This window comes from Pseudomonas sp. F007 (genome assembly GCF_057814275.1).
The window spans coordinates 30,092-43,922 of sequence record NZ_JBVATA010000010.1 but is presented as its reverse complement, the minus strand read 5'-3'; the positions used below and the strand labels follow the sequence as shown (position 1 = coordinate 43,922).

The window sequence follows — 13,831 nt, the reverse complement described above, 5'->3', positions numbered from 1 at the left end:
GATCACTCGGCGCTGAATTCCACGGCGACCCGACCGATGCCGGCGATCTCGGCTTCGAAGCGGTCACCGGCGGCGACGGCCACCATCGGCCCCAGGGCACCGGTGAGAATGATGTCGCCGGCGCGCAGCGGATCGCCCAGGCGCGCCATGGTCCGGGCCAGCCAGACGGCGGCGTTGAACGGGTGCCCGAGGCACTCGGCGCCGCTGCCACTGGAGACCGTTTCTCCGTTGCGCTGCATCTGCATGGTCGCCTGGCACAGGTCCAGGCCGTCGAGGCGGCGTGCCGGACCGCCGAGCACGAAACAGCCGCTGGAAGCGTTGTCGGCCACGGTGTCGACGAAACGGATGTTCCAGTCCTGGACCCGGCTGCCGACGATTTCCAGTGCTGGCACTGCCCAGCCGCTGGCGCTCAGCACCTCGGCGAACGTGGTGTCGGTGCGGGGCAGGTCGCGCTCGAGAATCAAGGCGATTTCCGCCTCGATCTTCGGCTGCAGAACACGGGTGATGGGTACGCATTGGTTGTCGCCGTAGCACATGTCGGCGTACAGCGTGCCGAAGTCCGGTCGGTCCACGCCCAGTTGTCGCTGGACCTTGGGATTGGTCAGGCCGATCTTGCGGCCGACCACGCGCCGTCCCGCCGCCACGGCATGGGCCACATTCAGGCGCTGGACGAGGTAAGCGGCTTCGGCGTTGTCTTCACCCAGGCGTTCGCGCAGGGGGGCGATGGCGGTCCCGCCGGCTTCGGCCTGGCGCAGGTCGGCGGCGATTTGCTGGAGGGTTTCTTGGGTAGGGTTCATGTCGGCCTCGGCCATCAGTGGGTCAGGAAATCCAGGACCATGCGGTTGAACGTCTCGGCGTGCTCCCACTGCGCCCAGTGGCCGCAGCGGTTGAACACGTGCAATTGCGCGTCGGGCAGCCCGGCCAGCAGGCGCAAGCCTGTATCCATCGGCACGAAGCGATCTTCACGACCCCAGACGATCAGGGTGCGGGCCTTGATTTCATGCAGGCGGTGGCTGAAATCGGGAAACTGTTTGGGGTTGAGGTGGCTGCTGGTAACGAAGTTCTCCAGGTGCTCGCGACGCGCGAGGATGTTGTCCAGGCGGGTCTGGAACAGCTCGTCGGTCATGCTGCTGGCGTCGAACACGAAGACATTCATCATCTTCTTCAGGTTTTCAATGGTCGGCTCGCGGTACAGCGCGCCGATCAACTTGATGCCCTCGGTGGGTTGCGGGACAAAGGCGCTCGGGCCACCGGTGCCGCCGCCCATCAGGATCAGCCTGGCCACCCGCTCGGGGTTCTCCAGGGCAAAGGCCACGGTGCTGTGGGCGCCCATCGAGTTGCCAACGATGTGCACGCGGTCCAGGTCCAGGCTGTCGAGCAAGCCCTTGAGCGCATTGGCGTTGAGGTTCGAGCGCGAGCCGTCACAGACGATCGGGTCGCTTTTGCTCCAGCCCGGGCAGTCCATCAGGATCACTCGGTAGCCGGCATTGACCAGCGGTTCGATGTTGCGGTGGAAGTTGGCCCAGCCGCTGGCGCCGGGGCCGGAACCGTGAAGCATGACCACGGTTTCGCGGCCTTCGCCGACATCGTTGTAATGCAGGCGCAGTTTGAGTTCGCCTTCATGAATGTCGGCGAAGCGGCTGGTGGATGTTTCGGTGAATGCAGGCACAGAGGCAGTCATGGCGATGATCCTTGGATTCAGTGGTTGTTGTTGCGCGGCTTGGCGCTGAGGGCGCCAAAGCCGGCGATCCATTCGGGAATCGGGCGGTAGTAGCGGCCTTCGCTCTGATAGGGGCCGAAGGCAGTCAGCGCGGCGAACGCGGCGACCCAGGTTTTCACCTCGTGGGTGGACTTGCCGGCCAACGCCGACAAGGCGTCATTGCCCAGGGCATCGAGGTCGGCCAGCCGAGCCTGTTCAAGGGTGTCGAGAAACCCCTGGTCCCACGTCGGATTGAGCGGGTGCAGGCTGTTCTGGTCCTCGACGAAGGTGCGAGCGGCCTGGATGACCCGCTGTTGCCGGGCTTCGCGTTCGTCAGCGGGAAGCTGGCGGCCGCTGCCCATCAGGCGGTCGGCCATGCGCGCATCGACCTTGGCCAATTCCGGCACTGGCGGCTGATGGGACAAGCCGCCGGAGGCGAGAAACAGCACCCGCTTGTTCAGCGAGCGAGCCCAATGGCCGATGGCCTCGCCGAGCAGGCGGGCGCGCTGGAAGCCGGGCAGGGGGACTGCCACCGAGTTGATGAACACCGGGATCACCGGGCAGCCCTGCAGGCCGTCGAGCAGCAACTCCAGGGGTTGAGCGAAGGCGTGGTCGACTTGCATGCAATAGGACACGGCGCAATCGACACCGGCGTCCATCACCGCCTGGGCACAGGCTTCGGCGAGGACCTTGGGCACATCCAGCGGGCCGGCGGCAGTGCCGAAATCGCCGATGGCCTGGGCCGCCATGCCGATGCAGAACGGCGGCATCACGTCGTAGAAGAAGCCGTTGTAGTGGTCCGGGCCGAACAGCACGATCAGCTCCGGGTCGAAGCGGGTGATACGTTCGCGGGCCTGGGCGATCATCGAATCGACTTCGGCCAACACCTGGGGCGTAGGGTCGACATGGCCCACCAGTGGCGTGTGGGACATGCAATGCAGGTAGGCGTTCATCTCACGCCACCTTGCTGGCGACCGGCGCAACGGCCGGTCGTGGCAGCGCCTTGAGGGCCACGGTCAGCTCATCGCAGGCCTGGCCGACGGTTTGCGGAATCGCCAGGGCGGCGACGAACCGGTCCGGGCGTACCAGGGCAATGGACGCCGAACCCTGGGCAAACCACTCCCGCAGACGGCCGCTGCTGTCACCCACCCGAATCACTGGCGCGCTGACGTCGCTGGGCGCTTTCAATTGGACATCGGGCAGGACCTGGATAAAGCATGTTCCGAGGGCTTGCCATTGGGCGATTTGCTCGGCGCTCAAGCCCCAGGTCGGGTCGCAACCCCAGGCGATGATTGCGAAGCGTGCACCGATCACGTCGTCGAGTAGCACGCTGGCGCCTGCCTCGGTCAGCACGCGGGGCTGAATGAACAGCTTGCCCACCGGCGAGTTTTTTTCCTGTGGTGCAATCAGTGCGCCACGGGTGTATTGGGGCATCGGCTTGAAGCGCATTTCGAGGAAATAGCGCTTGACCGGGGGCAGATAGTTCAGCAACCAGGACACGCCATCGCGCAGGGCGCCTTGCCAGCGCTTGGGTGGCGCAAGGACGTGACCGGCCAGCACCGAGAGGTCGATCATGGCCTTGGCATGGTCGCGGCGTTCCTGTTCATAGCTGTCGAGCAGGCCGTCGGCTGCCAGGCCATTGATCACCAGCGCCAGTTTCCAGGCCAGGTTGGAGGCATCACGCATGCCGCTGTTGTAACCCTGGCCTTGCCAGACGGGCATGATGTGGGCGGCGTCGCCTGCCAGCAGGACCCGGCCCTGACGGAACTGACCGGCCAGGCGCGCGTTGTGGGTGTAGACCCGGCTGCGGATCAACTCGATGCGGTCGGGGTTGGGCAAGACTTTGGCGAGCAGCTTGCGCAGGTTCTCCGGCCTGCTCAACTCGGCTTCGGTCTCGCCGGGCATCACCATGAACTCGAAACGCCGCACGGCATGGGGCAGCGCCGCGGACACGTACGGACGCACCGGGTCGCAGCACAGATAGACATGGGGTGTGCTCAGCGGGTCGTTGGCGATATCGACGACTATCCATTGGTTGGGTGCAGTCTTGCCTTCGAAACTGATGTCCAGGCTGCGGCGCACCAGGCTGTTGCCGCCATCGCAACCGATCAGGTAACGCGCCTTGAGGCGTTCGCTGCGGCCCTGCTGGTCTTTGAGGTTGAGCAGAACGCCTTGCTCGTTCTGCTCGAAATTTTCGAGCTCACGGCCAAACAACACCTTGACGTTGTCAAAACGCTGCAAGCCGTCGAACAGCACCCGGTCGGCCAATGGCTGGATAAAGGCATTGCGCCGCGGCCAGCCGAACTCGTCGGTCTTTGGCTGGATGTCGGCAAAGCAGCGGCCCTTGGGGGTCAGGAAACGCATGGCGTGCCAGGGCGTGGTGTGCGGCAGGACGTCTTCGGCCAGGCCAACCGCCTGGAATGTCCTCAGGCTTTCGTCGTCCAGGCCGATGGCGCGGGGGTAGTCGATCAGGCTGTCGAGTTTTTCCACCAGGGTGACACGCACGCCACACTGGCCCAGGTAATTGGCAATCATCAAACCGACCGGGCCGGCGCCGACTATGGCGACGTCGGTGGTCAAGTCCAATGGTGAAGGCGTGGATGCAGAACTCATGGGTCTCTCCGTACAGCGCTTTTGGATTTTTTGTCGGGCGCAGTATGGAAATCGCGATGCTGGTGGACAACGACAACTCTTGCTAGTGTGCACTAGGTGCACATCGTTGATTTACAACAATAATGGAGCCGGTGATGAGCGAAACCGAGTACAAGGCGGTGCGCGGACTGATGCGTGGCCTGGCGTTGATCAATGTCTTGAACCGCTTCGATGGCGGCGCCAGTACTGCGCAACTGGCCGAACACAGCGGGCTGCATCGGACCACTGTCAGGCGCTTGCTCGAGACCCTGCAGGCCGAGGGTTATGTGCGGCGTAGCGCGTCGGACGACAGCTATCGCCTGACCCTGAAGGTTCGTGAACTCAGCGAAGGGTTTCGTGACGAGCAGTGGATTTCATCAATCGCCGCGCCCTTGCTCGGTGAGCTGTTGCAGGAGGTGGTCTGGCCGACCGACCTGTGCACCCTGGACGGTGATTGCATGGTCATTCGCGAGACCACGCACCGCTTCAGCCGACTGTCTTTCCACCGCTCCATGGTCGGCAGGCGCTTGCCGCTGTTGATGACCGCCACGGGACGGGCCTACTTTGCGTTTTGTCCGCAGGCCGAGCGCGAAGAGCTGATTGAACTGATGATCAGTCGCGACGACGAACAATCGGCGCTGGCCGCCGATCGTCGTTTTATCGAGCGGCTGGTGGAGCACACCCGCAGCAGGGGCTATGGCGAAAACAATTCGCACTGGGGGCTGGAACGCAAGATTGCGGCAATTGCCGTCCCGGTGATTCATCAGGAGCGGGTCATGGGCTGCCTGAACCTGGTGTACATCGCCAAGGCCATGCCGGTCGAGGAGGCGGCACGGCGTTACCTGGGGGCAATGCGTCAGGTGGTGGCGAAGATCGAGGCCGGGGTGGCGGGGGGGCGCTGATCTCACCGGCGCCGCCCACCGCGCTATGAGCGGTCGTCAAAAATGCTTTCGATGGGCATCTCGAACGTCCGTGCGATCTGGAAGGCCAGGGGCAGGCTGGGGTCGTAGCGGCCGTTCTCGATCGCATTGATGGTCTGGCGCGAGACATTCAACAGCGCGGCGAGGTCGGCCTGTGACCATTTGCGTTCGGCCCGCAATTCCTTGAGCCGGTTGTTCATTGGTAGCGCCGGCGGGCGATGGCCAGGCCGAGGATCCACATCAGGCCCATGACCGGCCACACCCAGTGCCAGGTAATGTGGGGGAAGCCGACATTTTCCAGGAAGCCGTAGCTGAAAGTCAGCAGGGCGGACGCGGCGAAGGCAAAACCCAGCGCTTCGAACTGGATGCGCAGGTGCATTTCATCGAGCCGGCGCATTTGCCGGACAATGGCCCAGCACATCAGCCCGGCTGGCACCACCGGCGCCACTGAGATCAGTGTGCGCAGCAGCAGACCCATGTCCCCGGGCTCGCGCAACAGGATCACCGAGGTGATCAACACCAGCATGTACAGGGCCAGCGAAGCGCCCATTTCCAGGTAGTAACGTTTCATTCCTTTCGTCCTTGTGTAAAAGATCCTTTCCATGTTCGTCGATGTTGGTGTCGATGTAAAGCGTACTTTCCATCGCTCGACCTTGACTCTCCCCCAAGGGGCTGGGTTTAACCTCGGCGCACTCACATGGATAGCGGTTGCTGCGAGGTGTCATGAGTCGGTTATGTCTGGTGACGGGAGCCAATGGGCACTTGGGGAGTACCCTGGTCAGGGCGCTGTTGGCCCAGGGCTATCGAGTGCGGGCGGGCGTTCGCGATGTGGCCCATGCACCGGCGCTGGATGGGCTGGACTGTGAGCGGGTGTACGCCGAGCTGCTGGATGAAGCGGTGATGTTCGAGGCGCTGCGTGGGGTCGAGGTGTTGTATCAGGTGGCGGCGGTGTTCCGGCATTGGGCGAAAAATCCGCAGGCCGAGATCATCCAGCAGAATGTCCAGGGCACCCGGCGGGTGCTGCGGGCGGCGGCGCGGGCCGGGGTGAAGCGGGTGGTGTATGTCAGCTCCGTGGCGGCGGTGGGACACAACGGTCAGCCGCTCGATGAGCAGCACTGGAACGACGAGCGGGAGAATGCCTACTACCGCTCGAAGATTCTCGCCGAACGCGCCGCCTGGGACATGGCTCGGGCCCTGGATTTGTCGATGGTGGTGGTGTTGCCATCGGCGATGATTGGACCGAACGCCGCGCGCCTGACCGACAGCATGGGTTTTATCGAGTCGATCCGGCGGCGCCAGGTGCCGCTGGATCCGGGCTTTCATTTCAATTTTGTCGATGTGCGCGATGTGGCGCAGGGCATGATTCTCGCGGCGCAGAAAGGCCGATCCGGGCAGCGTTATATTCTGGCCAATGAGCGCAGTTCGTCGCTGGCGCAGATTATCGAGGCGGCGAATTCGGTGGTCCCTGGTTATCGCCTGCCGCCGCCGGCACCCCGCTGGTTGTTGTGGGCGGTGGCCTGGGGGCAGGAGGTGTGGGCGCGTTTGAGTGGGCGGCCGGCGCAGATGGTGCGCAGTCAGGTGCGGATGTTTCATGGAGTGGCGCAGGAGTATCGGATTGACAAGGCCCGGAATGAGTTGGGTTTTGCGCCGAGGGCGCCGGAGGAGGCGTTGCGGGGGGTGTTTGGGTATTTGGCGGATAGGTAGGCTTGCGGGCCGCGTCTGATGTACACAACCCTCTGTAGGAGCTGGCTTGCCAGCGAAAAAGCCGGAGGACGCCGCCATTCAGCCTGTCCGCGTCATCGTTATTCGCGAGCGGGCTCGCTCCCACAGGTTTGAGGTACACCCGGATTTTGCGCGTGATCCAACCCCTGCAGGAAGCTGGCTTGTCGGGCTGCCTGACAGTGTACATATCCATTTCTGCAGAAATCCCACTGTAGGAGTTGGCTCGTCGGACCGCCGCAGCGCGCTACGCGCTCCCCCCGGTGGTGACAGTGAAAAATGCCGTTGGTCGGCTTGGGTCAAGCGGAGCAGTAAAAGCCCCAGGCCGGCGGGTTCGTTGATGTCGCCTGTACTATAAAGATCTTCGTGACCTGTCCTGCCACATCGTGCCTGCACAGGCACCCCGAGCCCGCGCAATTGGATGTGCAGCGCTGGGACTTTCCCCGTTCACCTCCAGGACAACTCGGAATGAATGTGACTTACACCACAGGTGTGGGCAAATGTCTGTTGATGCTCTGTGCCACCGCTGCGCTCAGCGGCTGCATGAGCGCTGCCGAACAAACCGCCGAAGATCGTCAGACGTGCGCCGGTTATGGGTTCACCGAGGGTTCTACGGAGTTCGCCAATTGCATGATGGTCTCGGATCAACGTCGCAAGAAAGCCGAAGCTGACTGGCAAGCGGAGGAAAACAAGGAATGGCAAGAACAAATCGCCAAGCCCGCCACGCAGGAGTGCCATACCACTGAAAGCGTCGATGTTCAGGGCGATCCCTCGGTGGACGGAAAAAGCACCACGCGCACCAAAAGCAAAACCGTGTGCATTGGGCAGTGAGCCTCGGTGAATTGAAGCCCCGTGTCGAAAAAATCGTGCTGGTCGCAGACCTGGCCGGTACGGCGGTGTTTGCCATCGAGGGCGCGATCACCGCGATGCGCAGCGGCCTCGACCTGCTTGGAGTGATGGTGATCGCCTTTCTCGTCGCCTTGGGCGGTGGCGTCACCCGCGATTTATTGATTGGCGCTACTCCACCCAACGCCATAAAGGATTGGCGTTACCCAGCTTTGGCGTTTTCCATGGGGGCCTTGGCGTTCATTTTTCATCAGCACGTACTGGGTTGGTCCGGTTCGACGCTGATCGTACTCGATGCAGCGGGGCTGGCATTGTTTGCCGTGGCAGGGGCGCAGAAGGCCCTGAACTTTGGCATCACGCCGTTTGTGGCGATGCTGATGGGCACCATCACCGGCGTAGGCGGCGGCGTGCTGCGCGACATTGTGCTGGCACGGGTGCCCGTGGTGCTGGCGACCGACCTGTATGCGAGTTCGGCGTTCGTCGGTGCCGCAACGTTGATCATCAGTCGGCGCTTGGGCCTATCCCCGGTGACGGCGGCGCTGTTGGCAGGGGGCGCGTGTTTGATGTTGCGCCTGCTTTCGGTGCATTTTGGCTGGCAGTTGCCGAAAGTCATGACGGTGTGAACGTCATGGCTTGGTCAAACAGGAGCGCCTGGTGGACGCCCTACACCGAATACCATCCAACCTTCTCATCAACACAACCATGCCGTTGCTTACCTGGCTGCACCCGGCTATCCAGCGTACCCACCGCAATCGAAATCCAGTCGGCAAATGTGCCACGCGCATCCGACCAGAACAGCGAAGATCCACAGTGCCCGCAGAATTTCCGGGTGACGCCAGGAGACGACTCGAAGCCTTTCAACACGCCCGGTTCTGCATCGATTTCCATGCTCGAGGCCGGCGCACTGGCGTAGGTGGCAAACGCCGCGCCGTGGGCTTTCCGGCATTTGCGGCAGTGGCAATGGGTGAAGGCTTTCAGCGGGCCGTTGATGCGATAGCGAACGGCGCCGCAAAGGCAGCTGCCGTGGTGTGACTCGTCCATGTGCGAGGTTTCCTGATGAACATGCGGCGCAGAGCATGACACTCAGCAGCCGTCCGGCCAAGGGACATGCCAGCAGCACCCAGGGCACCACGAAGGCAGAGGTATCAACCGCCACTGAACAACTGGCGGATCAAATTCGGGGTGCTGCCGGTCCAGCGCTTGAACGAACGCCGAAAGTTCGCCGCATCGTTGAAGCTCAGGTAGGCCGCCACCTCCTCGTTGTTCAGGCCCTTGACCTGGTACAGATAGAGCGCCACATGCTTGCGCACCAGGTCCACCTGCTGCTGGAAACCCGTGTCGTGTTTGTGCAATTTGCGCTTGAGGGTTGCCGGGCTCATGGCAAAGGCCTGGGCCGCTTGTTCGAGGCTGGGGGCCTGGCGGACGTGGGTTTGCAGGTAGCGGTAGAGGCAGCCGAGAAAGCTTGAGGCAAAGCCCAGTTGTTCGATCTGCTCCTGGGCTTGCTGGCGCGCCACCTGGCCGGCGGTGGCCGAGGCGCCGGGCCAGGGTTGCGCCAGGTATTCGCGGGGGATGCGCATCATGTCCAGCGGGCGCTGGAATTGCGTGTGCTCGCCCAGATGCACCCAGTACTGCTCGACATAGCGCGGCTCGGCAAAGCTCAGGCTGCATTCCCAGGGCAGGCGCTGGCCGCTCAGCCACTGACTCATGGCGACCAGCGAGGTCATGCTCGCCTCCAACAGGAAGCGCCATTGCTCGGCGGCGCCGCAGGTATCCTGCCAGTAGAGGTAGGCATGATGTTCATCGAGCAACAGCTGCGGGGCGGCCAGCGGACTGAGCAGGGCCTGTTGCTGGACCAGCGTGTCGAGTGCCTGATGCAGGTTTTGCGCATGGCGCAAGGCATGACTGGCAGGGCCGTAATGCCCGGGCAGCAGGCGCTGGCCAAACAGGAAGCTGCTGTCGTCGGCATCGAGCAGGCGCCGGCTGTTGCCGATCAGCGCGAGAAATTGCTGGGGACTCAGGCGTGTCTGCCCGGCGAGGATGTCTTCGTGGAACAGCCCGGTGCCGCGCAGCAGGCGATGGCTGTCGATGTCCCGCGACAGCGCGAGGTCGATCAGGGTCGCCGGTTGATAGTGCCCGGGGATGAAGCGACTGTCGGTTTCGTACCAACGGGTTTTCACGGTCATGGCGCGGCCTCAGGCAGTCTTGGCCAGCGGTTGCTTGGCCCGGGCCAGGGCCAGGTTGAGGCGCTTGAGCAGTTGTTCCGGGGACTCGTCCATGGCCATCACCACCGCCGTGCTCGCCGCCAGGTGCAGGCGCTCGCCGTGTTGTCGGGTCTTGTGCGCCAGGCCCTGGACCGCTTGCTGCAACTCCAGCGCCAGCAGGCGTGCCTGGCTCTCGCCGGTGTTGGGCAGCAGCACCACGAAACGGTCACCGGCGAGGCGGCAGAGCAGGTCCTGGCGGCGCAGGTTGAGCAGCAGCAAGTGACTCAGGGCCTGCAACACCGCATCGCCTTCGGCATGCCCGTAGGCCTGGTTGATCGCGGCGAAGTGATCCAGGTCCAGCACCATCAGCGACAGCGGTTGCTGCTGCGCGAGGCTTTCTTCCAGGCTGCTGCTCAACTGGCGCTTGAGGTAGTCGGCGCCGCCCAGCGGGGTCAGCTTGTCGAACAGCCGGTGCTCGCGAAACAGCCGCTCGCGTTTCTCCATCTGCGCGCTGATCGCCAGTTGTTCGCGGTGCCAGTGATAGATGCCCAGGGTCAGCAGGACCATGCCCACCGGCATCGGCCCGGACTCCAGCCAGTGGTCCCAGGTAATGCTGTCGGGCAGGCGAATGAACTCGTCGAGGCTGTCGATCCACCAGGAGAAGAAGATGCAACCGAGGCCCAGCGCCAGGTAATTGGTGACCCGTCCCGCAGGCCGGCTTTTCAGCACCAGCCCCAGCCAGACCAGGGCCAGCAGCGCCGAGCCGCCTTCGCCGACGATGTCCAGCCAGACCCATTCCTCGACACTTTTCAATTCGCCGCAGGCCAGGTGCAGGAGCAGGCCCAGGTTGGCCGCCAGCAGCAACAGCGTGAGTTTCCAACGGTGGGGTTTGAGCACTGAAAACATGGCCGTGATCCTTGGGCGAACAAACGATGCGCGCCAGCACAGCAGATCGATGTGACGGTGGGATGACAGGGCGGGGAGGTCAAATCGGCTCACCGTGCAATGGCATTTTTCGCCGCAGACGTGGCTCATCGGCACGCCTGGGACATGCAGACGTAGCGTCGCCGGTCACGGGTGTTCCTCAACACAGGTCAAATCAGCTCAATCAGCCCCTCGAACCCCGGCAAAACCCCGGTTTACAGCACTCTCCCGCCAAGCCTGTCACAGAACCGTCATTCGCCACCCCTAGCTTGCCCTCCCAGTTGCCGGGCCTCTTGCCTGGCGTAAACGGATCTTTGGGGGGACCACCATGTACCAGCGCAGCAGCCACCGCCATCGCGGCACCGCCGGGCTCGTCAGCTTTACCCTGACCGCCCTGGCCCTGGCGATTGCCAGCGAGCGCCTGCAGGCCGCCGGCCAGACCGAACACGTCGAGGTGGTGGGGCAGGCCGCGAGCATCAGCCAGGCACTCAAGGAACAACGCGCCTCCGACAGCATCGAGAGCGTGGTGCACGCCGACGGCATGGCGCAGTTGCCCGATGAGAACGTCGCCGAAGCGGCGCAGCGGTTGCCGGGGATCAGCATCGAGCGCGATCAGGGCGAAGGCCGTTTTGTCAGCGTGCGTGGCCTGGGGCCGGACCTCAACAGCGTGACCATCAACGGCACCCTGGTGCCCTCGCCGGAAAGCGAACGCCGCGCGGTGGCCCTCGATGTGTTGCCCTCGGAGCTGGTGCAGTCGCTGTCGGTGATCAAGACCCTGACCCCGGACATGGACGCCAACTCTCTGGGCGGCACCGTCGATGTGAAAAGCCTGTCGGCCTTCGACCATCAGGGTCTGTTCTACACCGGCAGCAGCGAGGCCAGCTACGACAAGAACACCCGCCAGACCAGCCCGAAATTCTCCGGGGCGGTCAGCGATCGTTTCAGCTTGGGCGACGGCATCGACAACTTTGGCGTGGCTGCGGCATTGAGCTGGCAGAAGCGCGACTTCGGTTCGGATAACGTCGAGACCGGTGGCGCCTGGGACTTCGAAGAGGGGCCACGGTTGCAAGAGTTCGAGCAACGCGACTACGACATCCGCCGCGAACGCAGCGGTGGCGGCCTGAACTTCGACTACAAGCCCGACGACCTGAGCAGTTACTACCTGCGCACCCTGTACAGTCGCTACAAAGACAGCGAGACGCGCAACTCCACCAGCATCGAGTTCGCCGACCCGCTGGCGGCCGGTGAACTGGGCGATGCCGAAACCAAGCGCAAGCTCAAGCAGCGCGAGGAAACCCAGGAGATCCAGTCCTACGTGTTTGGCGGCGAGCGCACCCTCGGCCTCTGGACCCTCAGCGGCCAGACCGGCTACAGCCGCTCCAGCGAAGACAGTCCGGGGCACATCGCCAATGCCGCCTTCGACGCTGCTGACGACTTCGCCGACAGCGGTTTCTACGACCGCGACAAGCCCCGGCCGATCATTGGCCAGGGCTTCTACGACCCAAGCAACTTCAGCCTGGACAAGGTCGACTGGGAAAAACAGAAGACCACCGACACCGAGAAAAACCTGCGCCTGGACCTGGCTCGTGAATACGACTTCAACGGCTATGCCTCGCAGTTCAAGTTCGGCGGCAAGCTCAGCCGCCGCGACAAGGACAACGACCTCGACGCCTGGGTCTACGAAGATTTCGCCGACCTGGGGTTCAGCGATGAACAGCTCAACCTCACCCAGTTCCAGAAGGGCAAGGTCGACTACCGCCTCGGCAATTTCGGCCCGGGCATCAGCGGCAGTGGCATCAAGCAGTTGATTGGCAGCCTCGACCGCGCGGACTTCTACGACGAGACCGAATCGCGGGTCAACGACTTCACCATGAGCGAGGACATCAACGCCGGCTACCTGATGAACACCCTCGATCTGGATGACTGGCGCTTTATCGTCGGCATGCGCTACGAGGGCACCGAGTTCGAGGCCAAGGGCACTGGGGTCGACGATGGTGCGTTCAGCGCCACCGACACCCAACGTGACTATCACCACTGGTTGCCGGGGCTGCATGCGCGCTATCAGCTGGACAAGAACACCCAGGTGCGTGCGGCGTGGACCAAGTCGGTGGTGCGCCCGACCTTCGGCCAGCTGGCGCCGGGCTTTGTCATCGAGGACGACGAGGCGACCTTCGGCAACCCCAATCTGAAGCCGCTGGAGTCGAGCAACCTCGACCTCGGAATCGAGCACTACATGGGCCGTGCTGGCACGGTGTCGGCGTTCGTGTTCTACAAGGACATCCAGAACTTCGTCTACAACACCGACCTCGCCGGCACCGGGGCCTGGGTCGATTTCTCCGAGGCCCACACCTTCACCAATGGCGACAGCGCCAAGTTGTACGGCCTGGAACTGGCCTACTCGCAGAAATTCGACTGGCTGCCGGCACCCTGGAACGGCCTGCTGCTGGGAGCCAACGCCACCTTCAGCCGCTCCGACGCCGAGATCGAAGGCTTCGACGCGGCCAGTGGTCGAAATCTCAAGCGCAGCATCGACTTGCCCAGCCAGTCCGACACCGTCGGCAACCTGATGCTCGGCTGGGAGAACGACAAGCTCAGCCTGCGCCTGTCCGCCAACTACAAGTCCGACTACCTGTACGAGCTGGCGGCGATCAACGACGCCGCCCACGACCTGCACGTCGACTCGCAGACCTTCGTCGACTTCAGCGCCAACTACGCCCTGAGCAAGAACCTGCAACTGAATTTCGAGGCGCAGAACCTTACCGACGAGTCGTACTTCGTCTACACCGGCCACCGCCCCTACAACGCCCAGTACGAAGAATACGGCCCGACCTTCAAGCTCGGCCTGACCTTTACCCACTTCTAAGCCATGGGCCGCCGCGCGCTGCCCCGAT

Annotated in this window: 14 protein-coding genes; 5 read left to right on the top strand and 9 right to left on the bottom strand. The window is 63.4% G+C overall.

What is annotated here, in order from left to right:
- Positions 1-2: 2 nt before the first annotated feature.
- From mhpD to ACZYR5_RS24210, 4 genes are read right to left on the bottom strand one after another with little or no spacing between them, the layout of a single operon-like run.
- Complete coding sequence (mhpD, locus tag ACZYR5_RS24225; RefSeq protein ID WP_489091941.1) at positions 3-797, bottom strand: 2-keto-4-pentenoate hydratase; 795 nt, start codon at positions 795-797, stop codon at positions 3-5.
- Between the two features lie 14 nt (positions 798-811).
- Positions 812-1,681: an alpha/beta fold hydrolase gene (locus tag ACZYR5_RS24220; RefSeq protein ID WP_489091940.1), complete on the bottom strand. Its 870-nt coding sequence runs from the start codon at positions 1,679-1,681 to the stop codon at positions 812-814.
- A 17-nt stretch (positions 1,682-1,698) separates the two neighbouring features.
- The gene (mhpB, locus tag ACZYR5_RS24215) at positions 1,699-2,652 is read right to left on the bottom strand and encodes a 3-carboxyethylcatechol 2,3-dioxygenase (protein WP_489091939.1); all 954 of its coding nucleotides are present in this window, start codon (positions 2,650-2,652) and stop codon (positions 1,699-1,701) included.
- Between the two features lies 1 nt (position 2,653).
- The gene (locus ACZYR5_RS24210) at positions 2,654-4,312 is read right to left on the bottom strand and encodes a bifunctional 3-(3-hydroxy-phenyl)propionate/3-hydroxycinnamic acid hydroxylase (protein WP_489091938.1); all 1,659 of its coding nucleotides are present in this window, start codon (positions 4,310-4,312) and stop codon (positions 2,654-2,656) included.
- A gap of 134 nt (positions 4,313-4,446) precedes the next feature.
- On the opposite strand from ACZYR5_RS24210, the gene ACZYR5_RS24205 reads away from it, so the two are divergent.
- Entirely contained in the window at positions 4,447-5,232 is a 786-nt protein-coding gene (locus ACZYR5_RS24205) for a DNA-binding transcriptional regulator (protein WP_489091937.1), read from the top strand.
- Between the two features lie 23 nt (positions 5,233-5,255).
- Here the strand turns inward: ACZYR5_RS24205 and ACZYR5_RS24200 are convergent, their stop codons facing one another.
- Together ACZYR5_RS24200 and ACZYR5_RS24195 are read right to left on the bottom strand one after the other, a co-directional pair.
- On the bottom strand, positions 5,256-5,450 hold the full coding sequence (locus ACZYR5_RS24200) for a helix-turn-helix transcriptional regulator (protein ID WP_489091936.1): 195 nt from the start codon (positions 5,448-5,450) through the stop codon (positions 5,256-5,258).
- Positions 5,447-5,821, bottom strand: a complete 375-nt coding sequence (locus ACZYR5_RS24195) for a hypothetical protein (protein WP_489091935.1) — start codon at positions 5,819-5,821, stop codon at positions 5,447-5,449. The genes ACZYR5_RS24200 and ACZYR5_RS24195 overlap by 4 nt, the downstream gene beginning before the upstream one ends.
- A gap of 152 nt (positions 5,822-5,973) precedes the next feature.
- Between ACZYR5_RS24195 and ACZYR5_RS24190 the strand changes: the two genes are divergently transcribed.
- The 3 genes from ACZYR5_RS24190 (at position 5,974) to ACZYR5_RS24180 (ending at position 8,438) form a co-directional block, all read left to right on the top strand.
- Entirely contained in the window at positions 5,974-6,954 is a 981-nt protein-coding gene (locus ACZYR5_RS24190; protein ID WP_489091934.1) for an NAD-dependent epimerase/dehydratase family protein, read from the top strand.
- A gap of 483 nt (positions 6,955-7,437) precedes the next feature.
- Positions 7,438-7,800, top strand: a complete 363-nt coding sequence (locus ACZYR5_RS24185) for a hypothetical protein (RefSeq protein ID WP_489091933.1) — start codon at positions 7,438-7,440, stop codon at positions 7,798-7,800.
- A gap of 35 nt (positions 7,801-7,835) precedes the next feature.
- Positions 7,836-8,438: a trimeric intracellular cation channel family protein gene (locus tag ACZYR5_RS24180; RefSeq protein ID WP_489105782.1), complete on the top strand. Its 603-nt coding sequence runs from the start codon at positions 7,836-7,838 to the stop codon at positions 8,436-8,438.
- 40 nt (positions 8,439-8,478) lie between these two features.
- Here ACZYR5_RS24180 and ACZYR5_RS24175 read toward each other — a convergent pair whose 3' ends face one another.
- The 3 genes from ACZYR5_RS24175 to ACZYR5_RS24165 form a co-directional block, all read right to left on the bottom strand.
- Complete coding sequence (locus ACZYR5_RS24175) at positions 8,479-8,856, bottom strand: GFA family protein (protein ID WP_489091931.1); 378 nt, start codon at positions 8,854-8,856, stop codon at positions 8,479-8,481.
- A gap of 104 nt (positions 8,857-8,960) precedes the next feature.
- Positions 8,961-9,998 carry an AraC family transcriptional regulator gene (locus ACZYR5_RS24170; protein WP_489091930.1) on the bottom strand — a complete coding sequence of 346 codons (1,038 nt, stop codon included), beginning with the start codon at positions 9,996-9,998 and terminating at the stop codon, positions 8,961-8,963.
- 9 nt (positions 9,999-10,007) lie between these two features.
- The gene (locus ACZYR5_RS24165; protein ID WP_489091929.1) at positions 10,008-10,922 is read right to left on the bottom strand and encodes a GGDEF domain-containing protein; all 915 of its coding nucleotides are present in this window, start codon (positions 10,920-10,922) and stop codon (positions 10,008-10,010) included.
- A 346-nt stretch (positions 10,923-11,268) separates the two neighbouring features.
- Here ACZYR5_RS24165 and ACZYR5_RS24160 point away from each other — a divergent pair, with 346 nt between their 5' ends.
- On the top strand, positions 11,269-13,803 hold the full coding sequence (locus ACZYR5_RS24160; protein WP_489091928.1) for a TonB-dependent receptor: 2,535 nt from the start codon (positions 11,269-11,271) through the stop codon (positions 13,801-13,803).
- Positions 13,804-13,831: the final 28 nt, after the last annotated feature.

What these genes read in the sequence shown, in the direction of transcription:
- mhpD (WP_489091941.1), bottom strand. Translation starts at nt 797, where the DNA reads ATGAACCCTACCCAAGAAACCCTCCAGCAAATCGCCGCCGACCTGCGC.
- ACZYR5_RS24220 (WP_489091940.1), bottom strand. Translation starts at nt 1,681, where the DNA reads ATGACTGCCTCTGTGCCTGCATTCACCGAAACATCCACCAGCCGCTTC.
- mhpB (WP_489091939.1), bottom strand. Translation starts at nt 2,652, where the DNA reads ATGAACGCCTACCTGCATTGCATGTCCCACACGCCACTGGTGGGCCAT.
- ACZYR5_RS24210 (WP_489091938.1), bottom strand. Translation starts at nt 4,312, where the DNA reads ATGAGTTCTGCATCCACGCCTTCACCATTGGACTTGACCACCGACGTC.
- ACZYR5_RS24205 (WP_489091937.1), top strand. Translation starts at nt 4,447, where the DNA reads ATGAGCGAAACCGAGTACAAGGCGGTGCGCGGACTGATGCGTGGCCTG.
- ACZYR5_RS24200 (WP_489091936.1), bottom strand. Translation starts at nt 5,450, where the DNA reads ATGAACAACCGGCTCAAGGAATTGCGGGCCGAACGCAAATGGTCACAG.
- ACZYR5_RS24195 (WP_489091935.1), bottom strand. Translation starts at nt 5,821, where the DNA reads ATGAAACGTTACTACCTGGAAATGGGCGCTTCGCTGGCCCTGTACATG.
- ACZYR5_RS24190 (WP_489091934.1), top strand. Translation starts at nt 5,974, where the DNA reads ATGAGTCGGTTATGTCTGGTGACGGGAGCCAATGGGCACTTGGGGAGT.
- ACZYR5_RS24185 (WP_489091933.1), top strand. Translation starts at nt 7,438, where the DNA reads ATGAATGTGACTTACACCACAGGTGTGGGCAAATGTCTGTTGATGCTC.
- ACZYR5_RS24175 (WP_489091931.1), bottom strand. Translation starts at nt 8,856, where the DNA reads ATGGACGAGTCACACCACGGCAGCTGCCTTTGCGGCGCCGTTCGCTAT.
- ACZYR5_RS24170 (WP_489091930.1), bottom strand. Translation starts at nt 9,998, where the DNA reads ATGACCGTGAAAACCCGTTGGTACGAAACCGACAGTCGCTTCATCCCC.
- ACZYR5_RS24165 (WP_489091929.1), bottom strand. Translation starts at nt 10,922, where the DNA reads ATGTTTTCAGTGCTCAAACCCCACCGTTGGAAACTCACGCTGTTGCTG.
- ACZYR5_RS24160 (WP_489091928.1), top strand. Translation starts at nt 11,269, where the DNA reads ATGTACCAGCGCAGCAGCCACCGCCATCGCGGCACCGCCGGGCTCGTC.